The organism is Psychrobacter sp. 1Y10 (assembly GCF_052259005.1).
Classification (GTDB): Bacteria; Pseudomonadota; Gammaproteobacteria; order Pseudomonadales; family Moraxellaceae; genus Psychrobacter; species Psychrobacter saeujeotis.
Window position 1 is genome coordinate 1 of sequence record NZ_JBQQES010000004.1, and the last position, 21,805, is coordinate 21,805.

A 21,805-nucleotide genomic window follows, 5' to 3' on the forward strand; every position below is an offset into this window, starting at 1 on the left:
GTTGGTAGTTGGTAGTTGGTAGTTGGTAGTTGGTAGTTGGTAGTTGGTAGTTGGTAGTTGGTAGTTGGTAGTTGGTAGTTGGTATTAGCGAAACAATGAGTCTATTCCAAAGTGATATACAAATAAGATTTACGAATAATACGAGCGATACCACTCTACAAACTTAGCAATACCATCTTCAATACTAATCGAAGGTTTAAAGCCAATATCAGTTGTTAGCTCATCGATATCTGCATAAGTGATCGGTACATCACCTGGCTGCATTGGAAGCAAGTTCTCTCTAGCTTTTTTACCGCATGCTTGCTCAATAGCGCTAATGAAGCGGCGCAACGTTACTGGTTGATTATTACCGATGTTATATATCTTGTAAGGTGCTAGGGCTGTAGTAATGGAGGATTTTTGAGGTACAGGAATTTTATCAATAAGGCGAATGATGCCTTCAACGATATCATCAATATAGGTGAAGTCCCGTTGCATCACACCATTGTTATACACATCGATCTGCTGCCCTGAAAGTATTTTTTTGGTAAAAGAAAAGTAAGCCATATCAGGTCGGCCATAAGGGCCGTAAACTGTGAAAAAGCGCAAGCCAGTTGTTGGAATGTTATATAAATGACTATAAGTATGCGCCATTAACTCATTAGATTTTTTGGTAGCAGCATATAAACTAATAGGGTAATCAACCCGATCTCCAGTGCTAAACGGCTGCTTAACATTCATACCATAAACAGAGCTTGAGCTGGCATAGAGTAAGTGCTTGACCTTGCTTTGTCGGCAACCTTCAAGTACATTCAAAAACCCTACCATGTTTGAATCCATATAAGCGTGCGGGTTTTCGATAGAGTAACGCACACCAGCTTGAGCACCAAGGTTAATAACAATATCGAATTTGTAACGACTAAAGAGAGTAGACATGGCTTCTCGATCAGCTAGATCAAGCTTAATAAATTTAAAAGTCTCTGTTGATGAGTTTTCTACTAGTACTTTTATGCGATCATTTTTCAAGTCCACATCATAGTAGTCATTGATGTTATCAATACCAACAATAAAGCAGTTTTTTTCTAATAGCTTTTTAATGATATGAAATCCGATAAAGCCTGCCGCACCAGTTACTAAGATGTTCATTAATCGCTCCCAAATAAATCGCGAGTAAACACCTTGTGCGAGACATCTTGTATATCAGTTGACAATCGGTTTGCGATAATTACATCGCTTATTGCTTTAAATTCTGCCAAATCCTCTATCACACGTGAATTAAAGAAATCTTTTTCTTTTAGGACAGGCTCATAGACGACTACCTCGATGCCTTTTGCTTTAATACGTTTCATGATTCCTTGAATAGCAGACGCTCTAAAATTATCTGAACCACTTTTCATGACCAGTCGATGCACACCAACGACTTGTGGTTTTCTCTCGATAATTTTATCCGCGATGAAATCTTTACGAGTTCTATTAGAGTCAACGATGGCTCTAATAAGGTTGCTTGGTACTTCATGATAATTTGCTAAGAGTTGCTTAGTGTCTTTAGGCAGGCAATAACCACCATAACCAAAAGATGGATTATTGTAGTGATCACCAATACGAGGGTCTAAGCCGACGCCTTCAATTATTTGTTTGGTTTCAAGTCCAAACATCTGCGCATAAGTGTCCAATTCATTAAAATACGCAACTCTCATAGCTAAATAAGTGTTTGAGAACAGTTTTATAGCTTCTGCTTCAGTTGATTTCGTAAAAAGGATTGGCACCTCTTTTTTTATAGCGCCTTCTAGTAATAAGTCTGCAAATAGCTGAGCACGTTCTGATTGTTCTCCAATGACAATTCTAGAAGGATAAAGATTATCGTATAAAGCTTTTCCTTCTCTCAAAAATTCAGGAGAAAAAATAATATTATTGGTAGAGTATTGTTTTCTTGCTTCAATAGTATATCCGACTGGTACCGTTGATTTAATGATAATTAAAGCAGTTTTATTTACTAGAAGTATTTGTTCAATAACTTTTTCTACGCTTTGAGTATTAAAATAATTGGTTTTTGAATCGTAATCAGTAGGCGTCGCAATAATAATAAAATCAGCATCTTTGTAAGCACTTTTGGCATCTAACGTAGCTTTAAAATCAATATTTTCGTTAGATAAGAAGTCTTCAATATCCTTATCTTCGATAGGTGACTTCTTTGAATTGAGCAATTCAACTTTTTCTGGAATAACATCAACTGCTGTCACTTTGTTATGCTGAGCGAGCAACATAGCATTTGATAATCCTACGTAGCCTGTACCTACTACTGTTATATTCATAAAAATTCCAAATGTGTATTCGATTTATTATTCTAAATTTGTTTATCTTTATTGTCGCTTGATAATAATGACGAAGGTAAGTAGGCTGAAAACTTGTGCATCATAGCATCAGTAATGGTTTGATATGAACGCTGTTCTAGTAAATCAAGACTTTGAATACAACCGTATCGAATCGCTGTATTTTGTAAGTTGATTACAAAGTCCTCAATCCCGCTTTCATTTTTCAAATAATTTATAGAAGTGGGGGATTTTAAATAAGTCTCGTTCTTTTGTATCTTTAAATGGTTCATGAGCGTAATCGGGTTCAATTGAGCCACATCTCTAAATTTATATTTAATTTGCTCGGTTAATAGCTTAGGGTTGCTGAGTAGGTACGTCTTTAATATATCTTTGTCGACGATATGTGGATAGTGATGGATCTCAAAAAACTGATCCATACCAAGGGTTTTGGCACTTAGCATTTGCGCCATTGTATGTTTGGGTTGAACAGGCTTGCCTGTTAGTTTTTGGAGAGATTGTCGATACCTAAGTTTGGCTTGTAAAATAGCGCTATTTTTCCAATGTCCATGAATAATAATATGATCTTCGTCTAAAAAGTCCTCAATGCTTGCAGACTGATTGAAGAAAAAGTCGTCATTCATATAAATGAAGTAATCAGACAGCTCTGAGATATTCCACAGCATGGTTTCGATAGAACGAGTGTTAAAGGTAGGCAAAAATTGCTCATAGCCAGCAAAGAGCTCTGTATGATCGACAATACGTATTTTATCGGGCGCACAGATGCCTTGGTTCACAAATTCTTGAATAAGCTTAGGGTGCTGCTGGTCAGTCACTACATAGATATGACGGCAAAAAGGCACATATTTTATAATAGAAGCAATATTGTAATATATCTCATCATTGCTGGCAAAGCGCGTTGAAGTGGTGGCCTCAGAGGCGGCATTGACTGTTTTTTGATAACAGGCTCTTTTTTGCTTAAGTAATGGATCATCACCATCTACCCAAGCAATTACAATATCTATTTGACTGTTGTCACCTGTCTGCATGGTTTGTCCTATCTGTTTATTGCCAATGCTCTTTTAACCACGGACTTGGTTTGACATGACGGTACCATTTACCGCCACCACCTTTGATAGCATCGGGTGGATTGATTTCACCGTGGAAGATGACGATTTTTGCGCCATCAGGTAGCGTCGGGGTACGTACTAGATTGAATGGAATAGGGGCAATGCATTGATATTTGAAGCTGACACACCAGTCTTTATCCCAGTACTCTAAGTGATGGTGTTCTCGCAGATAGTTAGAAAGATAGGCTTGCTCGTGGCGAACCTGTGTGCGAATGGTCTCAAAGTTCCGCTCAAAGTTTGCCAGTAAGTCAGGATAAGTACCCATACCGATATTGAAGCGATAAACTGAGCTATTACCAATCATACGCCACGGTTTTTTCCAATCACGAATGATGACGACACTGTCTTCATGATCGGCTTGATAGGTAAAGAACCCATCAATATTATCGACGATCACGATATCGATATCTAAAAACAGTGCAACTCCCTTTAAATCATAAAGCTCAGGCTTAAAGGTGGTCAGTTTTTTCCAGCCGCGCTCTGGGCCAGCAGGTAGATCCAGCTCAGGTATTGGATAGCAGTTTACGGCAGGATCAATACCTGTGCTATCATCAGTTAAGCAAACCATTTGAAAGTCTAAAGTCAAATGTCTACTGACCATATTGTACAATCGATTGACGTATTCTGGACCATACTTATCACCCCATTTCATACAGATGACATAACGCTGCTCAGGCTGACTATCGTTTGTATGAACTTGACTAAGAGAAGAGGTTTCAGTTTTGTCAGTTGCCATAATAGACTCGTATGGGTATTGAAGAAGGGTTGAGTGTCGCTACTAATCTTAGCATAAATATGATTGTCTGTAGCTTAGCAACTGTAGGCGTACGAACTAGTTATCTCTACTATTGATAGAGTGCTTAGATTGGTTAGTACGAATAAAGTCAGTCAAGGCTTTTTCGTCAGCATTATAAGGATTGCCCAGTTGAGGAATATGCTTAAAGCGCCGATAGCCCCACATATAATGGCTGCATTTATCCTCAATCATATGCTGCATGGCCAGATTGAGCGCATGAGCTGCTGTTTTTGCATCGCGATCATACAGCGATGGGTCATCAAGCTTATAACAATAAATATCAAATCCGCGCCCATCGTCACGGCGAATACAAGATAGGCCGACCAGTGAACATTTGGTTTTGCTAGCAAGCTTTGAGGCCAGCGTACTGGTCAAAGTCTCAACACCAAAAAAAGGCACAACCACGCCGCCTGACGGATCGGGGACATGATCGGGCAGTACAATGCTAAATCCGCCTTGTTTTAGGGTTTTAAAGATGGCTTTGACGCCCCTACCATCGGTAGGTACTAGCGTTGCATTTAACCGCGAACGGCCTTGCAGGACAAAGTCGTTGGTGATATCGCCTTTGACAGGCTTATACATGATAGTTGGGGCGCCAAACTGATTGAGCCAAGCGTTCATCATCTCCCACGTACCAAGGTGTGGAACGATGGCTAGCATACCGTTAGGGCTTGCCAACCCTTCTAGTAAAATATCTTTATCATGCACATCACGTATCTGCTTGATACTCCATTGAGGCGGCATCGCCCAGCTTTTGATCGACTCAATACTAGTCAAACATTGATGATAGATAATGTCTTTGGTTAGGGCTTTTTTTTGCTGATTTGATAAATCATTAGCAATCAGCGCCATATTGATATTGACAGTGCGCATGATGCTCAGACTGGGTATCTTGACGATTATCCAAGCAACAAAACGTGCCAGTATCTGCAATACAGATAATGGCACGTACTTAAAAATATGATATGGATTCATGACCACTCACAAGGTGATAAATCATGTAATCTATCAGCTAAAAAATAGCTAAACATAATTTGATGGCCTACTGCGCAGGTTTATTACTGTCGGCCTGTGCTTTTTCTCGCACACGAATACCAAGGTCACGTAGCTGCTTGCTATCGACTTCAGCAGGTGCTTGCGTTAGTGGACATTCAGCAGTTTTAGTTTTTGGGAAAGCGATGACATCACGAATAGAGTCTGCACCTACCATTAGCATAATCAGACGATCTAAACCGAAAGCCAAACCACCATGCGGCGGTGCACCAAATTTTAGGGCATCAAGTAAGAAACCAAACTTGTCTTCAGCCTCTTGCTCACCGATACCAAGCGCTTCGAGTACGGCTTGCTGCATATCATAGGTATTGATACGTAAGCTACCACCACCAACTTCTGTACCGTTTAGTACCATATCATAAGCGATAGATAACGCAGTTTCTGGACTATCTTTTAGCTCCTGTACTGATCCCTTAGGCTTAGTAAACGGATGGTGCATTGATGTCCATTTACCATCGTCAGTTTCTTCAAACATCGGGAAGTCAGTCACCCAAAGCGGTGCCCACTCACACGTAGTCATGTCTAAATCTAGACCGATTTTTTGACGTAGTGCACCCATGGCATCGTTTACCACGCTGGCTTTATCCGCACCAAAGAAGATAATGTCGCCATCTTCTGCACCAGTACGCTCGATAAGGCTTACCAAGACGTCATCAGTCATATTTTTAATAATGGGTGACTGTAAGCCAGATTCTTTGTCGACGCCGTTGTTGATGTTGCTAGCATCATTGACTTTGATGTATGCCAAACCGCGCGCGCCATAAATACCAACAAACTTAGTATAAGCATCGATTTGTTTACGGCTGAGTGAAGCGCCGCCTGGGATACGTAGCGCTGCAACGCGGCCTTTAGAGTCGTTCGCAGGCCCGGCAAATACTTTAAAATCAACGTCTTTCATTAGGTCTGCAACGTCAACCAGCTTTAATGGAATACGCAAGTCAGGCTTGTCTGAGGCATAATCACGCATTGCTTCGGCATAAGTCATGCGTGGGAAGTCTTCAAACTCGACATCAAGCATGGTCTTAAATAAATGCTTAATTAGACCTTCGTTGATGTTCATGATCTCTTCTTCGTTTAAGAAAGAAGTCTCGATATCTACTTGGGTAAATTCAGGCTGACGGTCAGCACGTAAGTCTTCATCACGAAAGCATTTGGCGATTTGATAATAGCGGTCAAAGCCTGACACCATGAGCAATTGCTTAAATAACTGTGGCGACTGCGGTAGGGCAAAGAAGTTACCAGGACGGGTACGTGAAGGCACCAGATAGTCACGTGCACCTTCAGGGGTTGCACGAGTCAAGATAGGGGTTTCAACGTCCAAGAAACCATGATCGTCAAGGTAGCGGCGAATCGCTGAGGTGGCTTTAGCGCGAAATACCATACGCTCTTGCATTTGCGGGCGACGCATATCAAGATAACGATACTTAAGACGTAAATCTTCTGATACGGTGGTGTTTTCGTCATTCAATGGGAATGGCGGGGTTTCAGATTTTGCTAATACTTCAATCTCTTTGCCCAATAGCTCAATCTGACCACTGGTCATATTGTTGTTTTCTGTACCTTCATAACGGCGGCGTACGCGGCCAGTGATTTTTAGCACGTATTCAGGACGTACTGCATCGGCAGTAGCGAACGCTTCTGGGGTGTCAGGATCGACCACCACCTGTAAGATACCCGCGCGGTCACGCATGTCTAAAAAAATCACGCCACCATGATCGCGACGACGATGTACCCAGCCTACGATGCTGATAGTTTGTTCTAACAGGCTCTCAGTGACAGCGCCACAATATTCGTCTCGGTATTTGCTATGCACCGCCATTTCGCTCTCTGTTGTAATGCTCTGCGTCATAATATTAGTTATCCAGTTATCAGCCCAATTCAAAGTACAATAATGCAGCCATCGCTATATGATTTCAACCATCACTATTCTTGCTTAGCCCAGCACAAACTATGATGACTGTTATAGCCACATAGTAAGACTGTCATGGTTTATCGATTAAAATTATTGGTTCAGGCGCTGCTATCTCAATACATGTTGGATTCATGTCATCAAAAAATAGCAAATAAAACGCGATCAAGACAAATCCTCATCGCGTTGGCTGCATAAAATAGATATAAGCGCATATTATGCCTAAAGTGCTTTTGTTATACAACTGTCCTTGCGCAATCCTAGTGCAATCAGTCTTTACTAATAACATAGCGTACCAATGTATAAAGCACTGTTATACTCGCAGCTTATAAAGTAACCATTAAAATCGTCGCCCTGCTTGAAAACCGTCTATAAAGTGCGCATATCAAGCTAACGCTAACCCTATTATCTTCATACTCTAGCCTCTTATTTAAGGAAAACGCTTCATGTTATTTCATCCTTCCAAAAACCCAGTAGAACTCAGAGTTATTCATCTAAATAAAAACCAAGAACAACGTCGCCAAGATTTGATGGAAGCGACACAAGGCAAAGCTGCATTAAAACAGCTTAAAAAGCGTATGGCCAAAAAAGCCAAGCAAGCTCTAAAGGATAAAGCCAAAGGTAAAAATAAAGGCCAACAGGTATTTGTGATCGACTTTGATGGCGATATCAAAGCGTCTGCTGTCAAGCATTTGCGTGAGGAGATCAGTACGCTGATAAGTACGGCTAACGAAGGCGATGAGGTCGTTGTACGTCTTGAATCTCCTGGCGGCTTGGTGCATGGGTATGGGCTTGCCGCAGCGCAGCTAGCACGGCTAAAAGATGCGGGTCTTAAGTTGACTGTATGTGTGGATAAAGTTGCCGCCAGTGGTGGTTATATGATGGCCTGTGTCGCTGACAATATAGTAGCAGCACCGTTCGCTGTGATCGGCTCAATCGGTGTGGTGTCACAACTGCCAAACTTTCATAAATGGCTCAAAAACCACGATGTTGATTATGAGATGTTTACCGCTGGTGATTACAAACGTACCGTAACAGTCTTTGGTGAAAACGATGCTAAAGACCGTGCCAAATACCAAGAAGAGCTTGAGCAAACGCATGAGCTGTTTAAGCATTTTGTCAATCGTTACCGTTCAGTACTAGATTTAGATAAAGTGGCGACTGGTGAGCATTGGTATGGCGAAGACGCGCTACATCTCAATCTGGTTGACAAGCTGCAAACCTCAGATAGCTATCTTTTAGAGCTGATGGCTAATAATGAAGTCTATGCACTGCATTCACGCCAAAAGCCAACTTTGGCAGAAAAGTTAGGACTGTCGCAGGCGGCAGAAGCGACTTTGAGCATGGCTGCTGACAAGCTTCCTGATGCCTTGATGCGCTTTGATTTCAATAGTCGTTTAAATATTTTAAAATAAAATATTAGCGGTTTTATGAAAGTATAAAGCATAAAATTACTGCTAAAATCATCTATTGATCTAGCAAATTCATTTAGTAAATATAAAGGTGTGGCCTAGTCGGTCGCGCCTTTTTTACTGTTTATTGATAATGGCTATGTTATAAATGTAGCAGACGAAAAATAGTAAACGTACGTACACTGTACGAGTGAAATCGAGTTTTATTAAGAAACCCAACAAGGAAGAGGATAATAATCATGTCTACAGACACCGCTACCGTTATGTTCACTGCTACATCACAGGGTCAAGCTATGTATGAGCAGGTTAAAGAGTTTATTACCACTCAAATTGAGCCGATAGAAGCGCAGTTTTGGCAAGATTGCCACGAGCAAAACCCCGATGGTAATTGGAAAAACTGGCAATGGCCGGAAAAATACGAAAGTCTACGTAAGCAGGCACGTGAAGCTGGATTATGGAATTTGTTTCTACCTGATGATACCTTAGGCGCTGGATTATCTGTCACTGACTATGCTCCAATTGCAGAGTTGACAGGACGCAGCTTATTGGCTCCTTATGTTTTCAACTGCAATGCGCCAGATAGTGGCAATATGGAGCTGCTATGGCGTTATGGTTCTGAGGAGCAGCAAGACGAGTGGCTCACACCATTGTTAGAAGGTAAAACCCGCTCGGTATTTTGTATGACCGAGCCTGACGTGGCGTCAAGTGATGCGACCAATATGCAAGCGACGGCAGTGGTAGAAGGTGACGAAATTGTCATTAATGGTAGCAAATGGTGGTCGTCAGGTCTGGGTGATCCTGCAGTTGATGTATTAATCGTAATGGCTTATACCCCTGATGAGACTAAAGACCGTCATCATCAACACTCTATGGTACTAGTACCAGCGAAAACCGCTGGCGTCAATATTGAGCGTATGCTAAAAGTGTTCGGTGATTATGATGCGCCTCATGGTCACGGAGAAGTTAGCTTCGATAATGTGCGCGTGCCGGTCAGTCACTTTATTGGTGGCCCAGGTATGGGTTTTGAGATTGCTCAAGGTCGCTTAGGACCAGGTCGCATTCATCACTGTATGCGCTGTATTGGTGCAGCGGAGAAGTCTTTAGAATTGGCAGTGAAACGCGGTATGGAACGTACTGCCTTTGGTCAGCCACTATTGCAACTAGGTGGTAACCTCGAACGTGTTAGCGAGGCACGTATCAAAATCGATCAAGCACGTCTGCTTACCTTATATGCTGCCCAAAAGATGGACGCGCAGGGGACTAAAGCTGCATTGACAGAGATATCAGCCATCAAAGTTGTGGCGCCAACGGTATTGCAAGAAGTAGTCGATATGGCGATTCAGATTCATGGTGGTATGGGCGTTTGCCAAGATACGATGTTGCCCAGCTTTTTTGCGCAAGCTCGCGCGCTGCGCTTAGCTGATGGTCCTGATGAAGTGCATAAAACCATGATTGCCAAATTAGAATTAAAGCGTCATGGGTTTCGACTCAAACACTAAATAGTAGTTTGTGAGTCATTAAAATAGCCTAAGCAGAAATAATTTCAATTTAAGAACAATGAATGACTGATTCTGAGACATTTTCTTGGAAAGATTTAAGCTTAAATGTCGGTCTTTTTAAAAATATGAAAATATCAGTATTAACAAGTGGTTAAGCGACCACAGGATAAGGAATATCACATGGCTACAGATAACAATAATATGGCAGTTAATAATAAGGTGTTAGACAAGGGCGGCGACGTTCGAACAGGCGAAGAGCTAGATGCTCAAGCTGTCAGCGCGTGGCTGCGTGAACAGAATGTTGACATAAGTGGTGAGCCTACGGTCACGCAGTTCTCAGGCGGTGCGTCAAACTGGACCTACCGTTTACAATACGGCGATGAGGACAAAGGTCAAGATCTCATCTTACGCCGTCCGCCCAAAGGCACCAAAGCCAAATCAGCCCATGATATGGTGCGTGAATATACGGTACAAAATGCGCTAATGGATGCTTATCCGTATGTACCAAAGATGGTAGCGTTATGTACTGATGAGTCTGTCATCGGTGCCGACTTTTATGTCATGGAGCGCATGGAAGGCATTATTCCGCGCGCCAACTTACCAAAAGAGATTGATTTAGATGAGGCGCAGACACGTGAATTATGTACCAATGTGATTGATGCACTGATTGAGCTGCATCAAGTTGATTATCAAGACCATCCTGATTTAGTGGCACTAGGTCGCGGTGCAGGCTATTGTGAGCGGCAAGTCAGTGGCTGGGATAAGCGTTATGTAAAAGCTAAAACGCCAAATGTGCCAAGTTTTGCGCTCGTACGTCAATGGCTCGGAAAACATACGCCTGCCGACAGCACTACTTGTGTCATTCATAATGATTGGCGTTTTGACAATGTTATCTTAGATGCCGCTGATCCTACCAAGGTTATTGGGGTATTAGATTGGGAGATGGCTACTTTAGGGGATCCATTGATGGATTTAGGCAGCGCATTGGCCTATTGGATTGAGGCAGATGACAATATTATTATGCAGCAATCACGCCGTCAGCCGACTCATTTAAAAGGCATGATGACACGTGATGAAGTGGTGGAGTATTATCTTGAGCGTACGGGTCTACAGATAGATAACTGGACGTTTTATGAAGTATTTGGGCTATTTCGCTTGGCGGGTATCGTACAACAAATCTATTATCGCTATTATAATAAACAAACTACCAATCCTGCTTTTAAAAACTTTTGGATTATCGTCCATGTCCTGCATGCCAAATGCCTAAAGCTGATTGCAAAGTATGAAGGTGATGCGTTATTTACGACTCGGGTACAGCCGCATCTGCAAGATATGGGCGTCGATGCTGGAATGGTTGAGCAGCTACCAAGTCCCGTACAAAACGTCATCAAAGGTATATTGCCAAAAGGCTATTTTGATCAAAAAACTAACTCATCTGAAAAATAAAACTTTAGAATATAATAAAAGGTAATAGGGTTATGACAACTATTCTCTTGGCACGTCATGGTCAAGCATCGTTCGGACAAGAAAATTACGATCAGCTCTCAGAGTTGGGTAGTACGCAGGCGCGCTTGCTTGGTCAGCATTATGCGACCACACAGCGCCGTATTGATGCGATATTTACAGGCAGCCTATCGCGGCAACAGGATTCTGCACGCTATTTTTGGGAGGCCTATCAACCTTCTATAGCTGCTAGCAATGTGACACCTGCACTAGATCTGTCCGCGCCTGATAGCTATGTGATCGATACGTTTAATGAGTTTAACCATAAGGACGTCTTTATTAAGTCTGACCCAGCTTTTACGACTCAAGAGGCGATCGCCGAAGAGCTTGCCAAGTCCGACACACCAAAGGCTTATTTAGCTGAATTGTTTAATCTTGCAATGCAGCGCTGGCATGCAGGCGATAATGACTCAGACTATCTGGAAAGTTGGCCGCAATTTAATTTACGTGCGCAGCAAGCGCTTGAGCATGTACACACACAAGCTGCGCAATTGAGTCATTTGGGGCGTAATAGTACTATATTAGTGTTTACCTCAGGCGGCGTCATCGCTGCTATTACCGCGCATTTATTGCAGCAAGGTAGCCAGACGGCCTATCAATTAAACAGAAGTCTTGTTAATACAGGCGTGACTTCCATTACGGTAAAAGAGCAAGTGCCGCGTTTATTGTCTTTGAACGAATACAGTCATTTATTTACTGATGGTAAGCGCTACGTCACTTGGCGCTAGTAGTCTTTGTTATTGCTTTTGATACACAACCGACACCCATCTGCTCAGACATATCTACTATAATAGGTGGGTTTTGAAAACATGCTTTTAGATTTATATTAATGCACTGATAGATAAAGGACTGCTTATGCAAAATAAATTAATGAGCCTAGTAACGCAAACGGCTAAGCAAGGCAAGAATCAGGCATTAAGTGCCCTTCAACCGGCACGCTACCTAAAAGGTTTGACCAAGTCTCAAGTTGGAAAAGGCAAAACTGTCTTGATTACAGGGGCCAGCTCAGGTCTTGGCGAAGGCATGGCGCGGTTGTTTGCAAAGCTGGGCTACAATTTAGCCATTTGTGCGCGCCGCACTGATCGTCTAGACCAGCTAAAGACTGAACTGACGAAACTATATCCTGAGATAAGTATTGCGTATCGTGTTTTAGACGTCACCGATTATGATGCGATATTTGAAGTATTTGATGCTTTCGCTGAAGACTTTGGTCATATCGATCGGGTAGTCGTCAACGCTGGGGTAGGTGAAAGTCGCCGTATTGGTAAAGGTCGTTTTGAGACCAATCGCCGTACTGCTGAGATAAACTTTGTTTCTGCATTGGCACAGTGTGAAGCGGCAATGAAAATATTTCGTGCGCAAAATAGTGGTCATCTAGTAGTAATATCAAGTATGTCGGCGATGCGCGGTTTACCCAAGCATATGACTACTTATGGGGCGAGTAAGGCGGGCTTAGCTTACTTAGCAGAAGGTATTCGAGCCGATATGCTATTAGAGAAACTACCAATCAAAGTGTCTACTATTTATCCAGGTTATATCCGTACTGAGATTAATACTAACGCCAAGCCTTTACCATTTGAAGTCGATTCAGATACTGGTACTAAAGCTATGGTTGCTGCCATTGAATCAGGGGTTGCAGAAGCGTGTGTACCAAGCATGCCATGGTCAATTGTAGGACAAGCGATGAAACATTTGCCACTTAATGTAGTCAATAAAATCAGCTAATCAATGAACCAACCCTTATCTATAGTCGATTCTAAATAAAACAGATACATTATATGTAAACTTGGAACTGGTATAAATTTTCTGGCTTGCTGTGCCTGCGCCGCTCGATGCTGCGTAAAATTCATCTCAGTCCCACTGTGTCGTTTTTATGCTGAACTCACTATATATAGCAAAAAACCCTCTATATTAACGTATAGAGGGTTTTTTATTAGTTTTGCATTTTATACTATTTTACAGATTTTTAGTCTAACCTTGAAAAATATGCAACATTACTTACGTTGTTTGGAATAGCCTAAGCATTATCTAATAAATGCTTTTCACGTAATTTCTGACGTAATACTTTGCCAACGTTACTTTTTGGTAGTTCACTAACAAACTCAATATGGCGCGGGCATTTATAACCAGTCAAGTTATCTAACGCAAAATCTTTAACCACATCTGCGGTGACGTTGCTGTCTGCTGGTACGATATAAATTTTGACAGCTTCGCCTTGGCGTTCATCATCGATACCAATTACCGCACAGTCGACAATACCATCACAATCAAGCATAACCGACTCAATTTCATTGGGGAACACATTGAAACCTGAGACCAAAATCATGTCTTTTTTGCGATCGAGCAAAGTAAAATAGCCTTTTTCGTCCATACTGACGATATCACCAGTACGAAAGTAGCCGTCCTTAGTAAAACTTTCATGATTATCGTGATTGAAATAACCAGAGGTCACATTAGGGCCTTTGATACACATCTCACCTACCTGATGCACACCAACACGTCGATCTTGGTCGTTGATCACAATAATGTCAACACCAGGACCTGGAACGCCAATCGTCCCATTAAATTTACGATCTGTCACTACGTTAGCTGTACCTACAGCGACGCCTTCTGTCATGCCCCAACCTTCGATCATTGCACAGCCTGTGGTTTCCAGCCAGCGAGCTGCTGTTTGTTCAGTCGCTGCCATCCCGCCTGCTTGTGTAATACGTAATGAGCTAAAATCTAACTGTTTAAAGTTCGGCTGATCGAGCAATCCTTTAAATAAAGTATTGACTGCAGGAAAGATGTGGAAGGGCTGCTTTGATAAGGTTTTTATAAACCCTGGCATATCGCGTGGGTTAGGTATTAAGATAAAGGTATAACCTGAACGCATACCTAGTAGGCTGAGCATAAAGGCAAAAATATGATAAAGCGGCAAAGCCATAACCATATTGATATATGCCTCATTCATATTTGAGGTGACAGGTCGGTACCAAGCTTCTGACTGTAGGGCAGCTGCGATGATGTTGCGCTGAGTCAATACTGCTCCTTTTGATAGGCCTGTCGTACCACCAGTATATTGTAAAATGGCTTTTTGCTCTGATGCCATTGTTGGGGCTTGAAATGGTAACGCTTTACCTTTTTTGAGGACATCAGGGAATTTGGTTACTTCATGCTTAGGATCGTTAAGCTTATATTTGGGGACTAAGCGTTTGACTTGTCGAATAACGGTGTTGACCAACATTCCTTTTAGACCCATCATATCGCCCATCTTTGATAGGACAATACGATTTATAGAAGTCTCATCAACTACTTGTTCAAGCGCTTGAGCAAAGTTATCAACGATAAATATGATTTTAGCGCCTGAATCATTTAGTTGATGGCGTAATTCGCGTCCAGTATATAAGGGATTGATAGGGGTGCAAACATAGCCTGCGCGCAAAATACCGATCATAATTGGCAAATACTGTGGCACGTTTGGCATCATTAGCGCCACAAGACTACCTTTTGGTAGTCCTTGCGCTTGCAACCATGCAGCAACGGCCAATGATGCTTTATCGACATCATCATAAGTATGAGTGACGCCCATGCAAATGCTCATAGGATGCATGCGATACCGATTAAAGCACTCCTCATACAGCTCTATTAAGTTGCCATATTTATCAGGATCAATCGTTTTGGGTACGGTACTAGGGTAATGATCTAGCCAAGGTTTGTTCTCTGTCATTGTTAGCGTCCTTAAAGTGTATTGATTGCTATAGGGAGAGGGCTTAGAAGAGAGCAGTTCTATCTCCATCAACAATACAAATTAACGCCATCGCGACCAATATGGCGCTGAATGCGATAATATCCTTATTAATTGACAGGCTGCTAAGATACTTTAGTCGTTATATAACCTAGGCTTAATTTGGAAAATTTGTCCTGTAAAGATTCGCTAAGTAGATTCGACTATAAAATAAACTTGGTCTCTAAAGAAAAATACAACCAAGACTTATTCCATTACCAATTTGAGCAATGAAATAATATAGTTGTATAATTTAACCTTAGAGTAACATAGCTGTAATTGATATTTATATTGGGGTATTAATACTGAAGGGTATATAAAAATAGTAGACAAATGTACTAATATATGGTGCAGGATAAAGGAAGGTCCGAGTCTATTGTAAGTTTGGTTTTGACCTTCGTAAGTCATGTTTGAGACGTTACAGGCTTATTAACTCTATTAGGTAGTTTTTCACTGCTCGGATTCACTACTGTAGAGCGCTTACTCTATACCCAAATATTCTTAAAGATCAGCAAGAGTTTTTGTCAATAACCATGTACAAATGTTATTGGTCAGTAGTATGGTGTGCTATGGCTTGTTGAATACTGTCGTGAAGGTTTTTTGGCACTCGTATCGGCCGTATTGGTGCAGCACTAGCCACTATGTCTGATGTATCAGCACTATCGGCTGGCTCTGGTGTTGTCTGATTTTGCACGCAAGCAATCACAATCTTGGCGCTACTTAATAAGGTTTTAGCCGAAGGGTAGTGGTTTTCATTTGCGTCCTGTGGCGCATGGCGATGAATACTTTGATAGAATACAATGCTAGCAGGTTTTAGTTCAACTCGATCGATATGTACCTTAATGACTTCATCTAAAAATATTGCTTTTTTGTACTGTAGCTGTGCTTGACTCACTACAAAGTGCTGGATTTGACCATCATCAGCATGCATAAAATAGCCGTTTAGACCAAGCTGACTAAACCAGTCGCGGCGACAATTTTCAAAAAACACCAGATGGTTGGCGTGGTAGACTATACCGCCAGCATCAGTATGGTTGATATATACGCGGTAATCGGTAGAGAATAAAGGTGATATTGTAGGATTTGATGGCGTTGTCGTCATAATTTGGCTCACATCGTTTGGCTAAAAAAGTAGCTCAGTAAAATTATGTCAATGTTTATAAATATATATAAGATAAACATGATTAGAAGAAAAATATGCCGCTACTTGTTGTGTCATAACGGTCAGTAAAGTAAGTTTTCTACTGTATCTTAAGATTTGAAGACACGCAATAAAAAGGTCGACTTAGCGCTTTTTATTGCTATTTATCGTCCTTTTACATTCCAGAATTTAGCAGAATAATTTATAAATCATGAACAAACTTGAACCCGTTAATATAGGATATCGCATGACCCGTTTTGTTAGTTTTAATATCAATGGTATTCGCGCTCGTCAACATCAGCTTGAGGCGGTGCGAGAAGTAATCGACCCTGATGTCATGGGGTTACAAGAAACGAAGGTTCATGATGACCAGTTCCCCCTTGAAAATGTAGAGAGCCTTGGTTATCACGTTGAGTATTTTGGACAAAAAGGACATTATGGGGTAGCGCTATTATCCAAGGTTGCACCAATATTTGTACAAAAAGGTTTTCCTGATGAAGATGAGGAAGCGCAAAAACGCTTTATTCACGCACGTTATGAGCTGCAAGGCCATGAAATTGATGTGCTTAATGGCTATTTCCCACAAGGGGAGAGTGAAGATCATCCGACTAAGTTTCCAATGAAGCGCGCTTACTATGCAGATTTAATGGCTTATATTGATACGTTAAAAGCAGAAGGTCGTTCGCTTATTATAATGGGTGATATGAATATTGCGCCAGAAGATATCGATATCGGAATTGGTGAAGCCAATGCTAAACGCTGGCTTAAAAATAGAAAAACTTCGTTTTTGCCAGAAGAGCGCGAGTGGTATGCAGACTTAATGTCACGAGAGTTGATTGATACCTATCGTCTTCATTATCCAGAAAGCACTGAATTATATAGCTGGTTTGACTATCGCAGTCGCGGCTTCAATGATGATCCAAAGCGTGGCCTACGTATCGATCATATTTTATGTACCACTGATTTGACTGATCGTTGTGTGGGTGCTGGTATTAGCTATGAGCTACGTGCCATGGAAAAACCCTCTGATCACGCGCCTATTTGGTCAGCGTTTGACTTGAGTCAAGATTAGAGGGTGCGTAAAAGTAATATTGATGAATGAATCTCAACTAAATGTATATTTAGTAAACAACTCTAAAAATTAATTGGTAAGGATTGAGCTATGGCTGTCGGAAACGTTGCAGTACCCAATACTATTTATCCTATTGACGGTATCAAATTAAGTGCTACCGCAGCAGGCGTGCGCTATAAAGACCGCGACGATTTAGTGGTCATCGAAATTGCTGAGACTGCGACTAGCGCAGTTGTAACTACTAAAAATACATTTTGTGCCGCACCTGTACGTGTATTGCGAGAGCACTTTGCTAAGGCCAGTCCACGTTATTTAGTGACCAATACAGGTAATGCCAATGCGGGTACAGGTGCTGATGGTAAGCGCCGCGCAGAAGAGATTTGCGTGGCTTTAGCGAGTAAGGCTGGCGTAGACACCAGTGCGGTGCTGCCGTTCTCTACTGGTGTGATAGGTGAGCCGCTAAATAGTGAAGCGGTCATAGCGGGGTTAGATAAGGCTTTAGACAGCTTAAAAGCAGATAACTGGTTGGCAGCGGCTAATGGGATTCGGACGACTGATACTATTCCTAAGCTTGCAAGCCAAAAAGTGGATATTGCAGATACGAGCTATCATATCACTGGTATATCTAAAGGCTCAGGCATGATCCGCCCTAATATGGCGACCATGCTGGGTTATGTGGCGACTGATGCCAATATTGCAGCTGACCTATTGCAAGAGATGCTGGTTGCTATTAATGAGCAGTCTTTTAACCGTATTACCGTCGATGGCGATACCTCAACCAATGACTGCTGCGTATTGATAGCGACAGGGGCTGCCAGTACCGATGTAATCGATAGTCCTGAGCATCCACATTATCAGTCGCTACTTACTGCCCTAACTGATGTGTTCGTGCGTCTGGCCCAATTAATTGTACGCGACGGTGAGGGTGCAACAAAGTTTATGACCGTAAAAGTCACCGGTGGTAAAACCACTCAAGAATGCTGCGATGTGGCTTATGCAGTTGCGCATTCACCATTGGTAAAGACAGCGTTTTTTGCAAGCGATGCTAATTGGGGCCGCATCTTAGCAGCAGTTGGTTATGCTGGTATCGAAGACTTAGACACTGAGCAAGTAGATGTGTATTTAGATGATGTTATGATCTGTCAAAACGGAGGGGTAGCACCAAATTATACCGAAGAGGCTGGCAAGACCGTTATGAGTCGCCCTGAAATTACTATTCATATTGACTTAGCGCGAGGTGATGCCAGCGACACTGTTTATACCTGTGATCTATCTTATGATTATGTCAAAATTAATGCAGATTATCGTAGCTAAATAGGCGTTGTATTAATTTCTATTCAATCCCTATGATTAATAGTTTTTGGCTTATAATATAAAAATTCGATAAGGTGTGAGTACGTTTGAATAACACCAGTTGCAAATACTGACGTTACGTTACAAACCAGTTATAGAGACAAAGCTTATTCAAGACCTATACTAATTGCAGTACAACAATAAGTAGTACTGCTTTTGTTTGGGCATTATATCTAGTCCTTATAGAAGTGTACTTATTATTAATGTTTATATCTTGAAGTGATGTGTTATTTATAAGGCTCTACAAGAGCCATAAATAGACTAACAATATTTAATGAATAAGATATGAGCTATTTAACGATAATTGATTGAGGGTATAAAAATGAAAAAATTAGCAATTGCAGCATTTGCAGCCACTTTTGCATTAGCAGGTTGTTCTACGATGGGTCTAGACGATGAGCGTACCATGGTAGTAGAGGGTCAAGCAGTAAACGTTAAAGTTGTGAATATTCCAAGCTTTGAAGTAGAAGTTGCCCCGCGCAAAGCACTTTGTGAGCGTATGGATACTACTGGAAATACAGTTGAAACACAGTGTTTACAATACCGCCAAAGCTATCAAAAGAATTACAACACGTTGAACGGTAGCATCCAAGGCTTTACCTATGAGCCAAACTATCGCTACATGTTAGATGTGCGTCAAGAAGCAATTGCTGATACTGAAACTGGTGTGGTTAAGCCTGTTTGGATCTTAAACGACGTTATCTCAAAAACTGCTGAATAATATTTTTTATTACAATTACTAAGTAGTTAGTAAGAACGCCAAAAAAAGCCTCTAAGTTATTAGAGGCTTTTTTATGGTAGTTATTAACTTTATATTCTTAAATCATAGTTTTAGCACTGGCTATAGTTGACGCTAACACCATGGGTAGCGGTAGGTATGCGATTATCTGCATAAACGGCAAGACCACCACGTGCGGTCTCTTTATATTTGTCCGACATATCAGCACCAGTTTGTTTCATGGTCTCAATTGCCTTATCTAATGAAACAAAATGCTGACCATTGCCTCGGCAGGCAAGACGAGCGGCGTTGATTGCTTTTACTGCGCCCATAGCATTACGTTCAATACAAGGTACTTGTACGAGGCCGCCAACAGGATCACAGGTAAGACCTAGATTATGCTCAATGCCGATCTCAGCTGCGTTGAGACATTTGGCAGGATCGCCGCCCATAATCTCTGCTAATGCAGATGCAGCCATCGCACAAGCAGAGCCGACTTCACCTTGGCAGCCAACTTCAGCACCAGAGATTGACGCATTTTGTTTGATTAAGCTACCGATTGCCGTGGCATTTAACAAGAATTTGTGAGCACCTGCTTGACTGTAGTTCGATAAAAAGTCGCGATAATAGCACATAACTGCAGGGATAATACCAGCAGCACCATTGGTTGGAGCAGTGACGACATTACCCCCATTTGCATTTTCTTCATTGACGGCAAGGGCATATAAATCAACCCAATCCATTGCAGCAAGCTTATCGGTTTTTGCAATAGGTTTGTCTTTTTCAGCACATAGCTGCAGATACAACGCTTGAGCACGGCGTTTGACGTCCAGACCACCTGGTAAAATGCCACTGTTCTGACAACCTTGTTCGACACAGTTTTGCATTACCCCCCAAATAGAATCTAGATAGGCAAAAATCTCTTCTTTATCACGATAATGGCATTCGTTTGCCAATACCAACTCGCTCACACTTAACTTGTGCTGACGACACTGCTCAAGTAGCTCAGCTGCAGTATTGAAAGGATAAGGGACTATATCGATCGTTGGCGTACCATGATCTTCATCTGGATTATGTGCATCATCGTCATTAATAACGAAGCCACCACCGACTGAGTAATAAGTTTGCTGATAATGAGTGTCGTCTGCCAATAGGGCACGAATGGTCAGCGCATTAGGATGATAAGGGAGAACAGTATCGTCATACCAGTAGATATCATGCTCTGTATCAAAGTCGATAACATGATGACCTGATACATTCATTTTTTTATCTGAAAAGATAGGTGTGAGGTATTGGCTGGTCAGTCGTGTGTCGATGGTACTTGGCGTATGACCAAGTAAACCTAATAGAATAGCTGTATCAGTTGCATGCCCTTCACCCGTTGCAGCGAGTGAGCCGTATAGTTCAATCTCTAATTTTGTGATGTCTGTTAGCTCGAATTGTTTACTCAAAGAAGTCAAAAATAAGTTAGCGGCTACCATAGGCCCTACAGTATGTGAGCTTGAAGGACCAATACCAATTTTAAATAGATCAAATACACTAATCATAATAAATTACCAAAAAATAAAAGTGAGTAAATAGGGTTGTTATCGTAGCTAACTTATTAATAAAAACGACTTTATCGCTTAATCAATATCGCAAACATCACGAGCGTGCCTAATTACAGTAAAGAGTAGCCATTGCTAAACAATGAATTTGTAGCATCATCTATATAAGCGCTTAAACTCGGTAGTACGGATGATGGAAGAATAATAGCTTTTGTTTATTATAGATTTCCGTTATGATGCTTGGCGTTGATGCCTATGTAACATCCTGTAAGCTGTTGCTGTTGTAAGGCATACTGGGTCAAAATCCGCCAAAGCGACGGATTTAGTAGAACATATCTTGCATCAGACATCTAGTAAAATGTACCAAATTTGTATAAACAACCACCATTTGTTAAGTATACCAGTGTTGCAGGTTAAGCTAAATAAATATTGTTAGATGAAGTCAGCAATATGGTGAGATATACTAAATAGGATGGTGCTTGCGTCATTAACTCTTTATTTATCCTTTTTAGCTATTATTTTCGGCCACATAGGACACGCGCATGGTAACTCCTCCAGAAGACCCCGCCAAGACACAGCATTCATCTCACTCAGAAAATAGCGCCAAAACTCAAACCC

The 21,805-nt window shown here is 41.5% G+C and carries 17 protein-coding genes; 8 read left to right on the forward strand and 9 right to left on the reverse strand.

All coding sequences use genetic code 11. The annotated features are described in order from the left end of the window. Positions 1-129: 129 nt before the first annotated feature. The 6 genes from ACTXGH_RS06970 to aspS all read right to left on the reverse strand — a co-directional run bounded on the left by ACTXGH_RS06970 (position 130) and on the right by aspS (position 7,086). Positions 130-1,125, reverse strand: coding sequence for an NAD-dependent epimerase (locus tag ACTXGH_RS06970; RefSeq protein ID WP_439296829.1), 996 nt, complete (start codon positions 1,123-1,125; stop codon positions 130-132). Further along, positions 1,125-2,291: a nucleotide sugar dehydrogenase gene (locus tag ACTXGH_RS06975; RefSeq protein WP_439296828.1), complete on the reverse strand. Its 1,167-nt coding sequence runs from the start codon at positions 2,289-2,291 to the stop codon at positions 1,125-1,127. The genes ACTXGH_RS06970 and ACTXGH_RS06975 overlap by 1 nt, the downstream gene beginning before the upstream one ends. 32 nt (positions 2,292-2,323) lie before the next feature. Further along, positions 2,324-3,337, reverse strand: a complete 1,014-nt coding sequence (locus ACTXGH_RS06980) for a capsular polysaccharide biosynthesis protein (RefSeq protein ID WP_439296826.1) — start codon at positions 3,335-3,337, stop codon at positions 2,324-2,326. Positions 3,338-3,353: 16 nt separating this feature from the next. Further along, the gene (locus ACTXGH_RS06985; RefSeq protein WP_439296844.1) at positions 3,354-4,070 is read right to left on the reverse strand and encodes a glycosyltransferase; all 717 of its coding nucleotides are present in this window, start codon (positions 4,068-4,070) and stop codon (positions 3,354-3,356) included. 180 nt (positions 4,071-4,250) lie between these two features. Next, complete coding sequence (locus tag ACTXGH_RS06990; RefSeq protein ID WP_439296825.1) at positions 4,251-5,189, reverse strand: lysophospholipid acyltransferase family protein; 939 nt, start codon at positions 5,187-5,189, stop codon at positions 4,251-4,253. A gap of 67 nt (positions 5,190-5,256) precedes the next feature. Next, positions 5,257-7,086, reverse strand: a complete 1,830-nt coding sequence (gene aspS / locus ACTXGH_RS06995) for an aspartate--tRNA ligase (protein WP_439296842.1) — start codon at positions 7,084-7,086, stop codon at positions 5,257-5,259. Positions 7,087-7,622: 536 nt separating this feature from the next. Here aspS and sohB point away from each other — a divergent pair. The 5 genes from sohB to ACTXGH_RS07020 all read left to right on the forward strand — a co-directional run bounded on the left by sohB (position 7,623) and on the right by ACTXGH_RS07020 (position 13,315). After that, on the forward strand, positions 7,623-8,591 hold the full coding sequence (gene sohB / locus ACTXGH_RS07000) for a protease SohB (RefSeq protein ID WP_439296823.1): 969 nt from the start codon (positions 7,623-7,625) through the stop codon (positions 8,589-8,591). A 260-nt stretch (positions 8,592-8,851) separates the two neighbouring features. Further along, complete coding sequence (locus ACTXGH_RS07005; RefSeq protein ID WP_439261634.1) at positions 8,852-10,087, forward strand: acyl-CoA dehydrogenase family protein; 1,236 nt, start codon at positions 8,852-8,854, stop codon at positions 10,085-10,087. Between the two features lie 180 nt (positions 10,088-10,267). Next, entirely contained in the window at positions 10,268-11,533 is a 1,266-nt protein-coding gene (locus ACTXGH_RS07010) for a phosphotransferase family protein (RefSeq protein ID WP_439296822.1), read from the forward strand. Between the two features lie 32 nt (positions 11,534-11,565). After that, on the forward strand, positions 11,566-12,318 hold the full coding sequence (locus tag ACTXGH_RS07015; RefSeq protein WP_439296821.1) for a histidine phosphatase family protein: 753 nt from the start codon (positions 11,566-11,568) through the stop codon (positions 12,316-12,318). A gap of 127 nt (positions 12,319-12,445) precedes the next feature. Next, a complete protein-coding gene (locus tag ACTXGH_RS07020; protein ID WP_439296820.1) occupies positions 12,446-13,315 on the forward strand; it encodes an SDR family oxidoreductase in 870 nt (289 codons plus the stop codon). Positions 13,316-13,607: 292 nt separating this feature from the next. Here the strand turns inward: ACTXGH_RS07020 and ACTXGH_RS07025 are convergent, their stop codons facing one another. Continuing rightward, positions 13,608-15,299 (reverse strand): AMP-binding protein, encoded by a 1,692-nt coding sequence (locus ACTXGH_RS07025; protein ID WP_439296819.1) that lies wholly within the window; start codon positions 15,297-15,299, stop codon positions 13,608-13,610. 601 nt (positions 15,300-15,900) lie between these two features. After that, a complete protein-coding gene (locus tag ACTXGH_RS07030; RefSeq protein WP_439296818.1) occupies positions 15,901-16,458 on the reverse strand; it encodes a thioesterase family protein in 558 nt (185 codons plus the stop codon). 286 nt (positions 16,459-16,744) lie between these two features. Between ACTXGH_RS07030 and xthA the strand changes: the two genes are divergently transcribed. From xthA to ACTXGH_RS07045, 3 genes are all read left to right on the forward strand, one after another. Continuing rightward, the gene (gene xthA / locus ACTXGH_RS07035) at positions 16,745-17,569 is read left to right on the forward strand and encodes an exodeoxyribonuclease III (protein ID WP_439296816.1); all 825 of its coding nucleotides are present in this window, start codon (positions 16,745-16,747) and stop codon (positions 17,567-17,569) included. Between the two features lie 90 nt (positions 17,570-17,659). Beyond that, on the forward strand, positions 17,660-18,883 hold the full coding sequence (gene argJ / locus ACTXGH_RS07040) for a bifunctional glutamate N-acetyltransferase/amino-acid acetyltransferase ArgJ (protein ID WP_439296814.1): 1,224 nt from the start codon (positions 17,660-17,662) through the stop codon (positions 18,881-18,883). A 361-nt stretch (positions 18,884-19,244) separates the two neighbouring features. After that, complete coding sequence (locus ACTXGH_RS07045) at positions 19,245-19,643, forward strand: DUF4377 domain-containing protein (RefSeq protein WP_439261442.1); 399 nt, start codon at positions 19,245-19,247, stop codon at positions 19,641-19,643. Positions 19,644-19,753: 110 nt separating this feature from the next. Here the strand turns inward: ACTXGH_RS07045 and ACTXGH_RS07050 are convergent, their stop codons facing one another. Then, positions 19,754-21,190, reverse strand: coding sequence for an L-serine ammonia-lyase (locus ACTXGH_RS07050; RefSeq protein WP_439296840.1), 1,437 nt, complete (start codon positions 21,188-21,190; stop codon positions 19,754-19,756). Positions 21,191-21,805: the final 615 nt, after the last annotated feature.

Bases quoted from the DNA above. Each gene is read 5' to 3' on its own strand.
- ACTXGH_RS06970 (WP_439296829.1), bottom strand. From the start codon at position 1,125: ATGAACATCTTAGTAACTGGTGCGGCAGGCTTTATCGGATTTCATATC.
- ACTXGH_RS06975 (WP_439296828.1), bottom strand. From the start codon at position 2,291: ATGAATATAACAGTAGTAGGTACAGGCTACGTAGGATTATCAAATGCT.
- ACTXGH_RS06980 (WP_439296826.1), bottom strand. From the start codon at position 3,337: ATGCAGACAGGTGACAACAGTCAAATAGATATTGTAATTGCTTGGGTA.
- ACTXGH_RS06985 (WP_439296844.1), bottom strand. From the start codon at position 4,070: ATGAAATGGGGTGATAAGTATGGTCCAGAATACGTCAATCGATTGTAC.
- ACTXGH_RS06990 (WP_439296825.1), bottom strand. From the start codon at position 5,189: ATGAATCCATATCATATTTTTAAGTACGTGCCATTATCTGTATTGCAG.
- aspS (WP_439296842.1), bottom strand. From the start codon at position 7,086: ATGGCGGTGCATAGCAAATACCGAGACGAATATTGTGGCGCTGTCACT.
- sohB (WP_439296823.1), top strand. From the start codon at position 7,623: ATGTTATTTCATCCTTCCAAAAACCCAGTAGAACTCAGAGTTATTCAT.
- ACTXGH_RS07005 (WP_439261634.1), top strand. From the start codon at position 8,852: ATGTTCACTGCTACATCACAGGGTCAAGCTATGTATGAGCAGGTTAAA.
- ACTXGH_RS07010 (WP_439296822.1), top strand. From the start codon at position 10,268: ATGGCTACAGATAACAATAATATGGCAGTTAATAATAAGGTGTTAGAC.
- ACTXGH_RS07015 (WP_439296821.1), top strand. From the start codon at position 11,566: ATGACAACTATTCTCTTGGCACGTCATGGTCAAGCATCGTTCGGACAA.
- ACTXGH_RS07020 (WP_439296820.1), top strand. From the start codon at position 12,446: ATGCAAAATAAATTAATGAGCCTAGTAACGCAAACGGCTAAGCAAGGC.
- ACTXGH_RS07025 (WP_439296819.1), bottom strand. From the start codon at position 15,299: ATGACAGAGAACAAACCTTGGCTAGATCATTACCCTAGTACCGTACCC.
- ACTXGH_RS07030 (WP_439296818.1), bottom strand. From the start codon at position 16,458: ATGACGACAACGCCATCAAATCCTACAATATCACCTTTATTCTCTACC.
- xthA (WP_439296816.1), top strand. From the start codon at position 16,745: ATGACCCGTTTTGTTAGTTTTAATATCAATGGTATTCGCGCTCGTCAA.
- argJ (WP_439296814.1), top strand. From the start codon at position 17,660: ATGGCTGTCGGAAACGTTGCAGTACCCAATACTATTTATCCTATTGAC.
- ACTXGH_RS07045 (WP_439261442.1), top strand. From the start codon at position 19,245: ATGAAAAAATTAGCAATTGCAGCATTTGCAGCCACTTTTGCATTAGCA.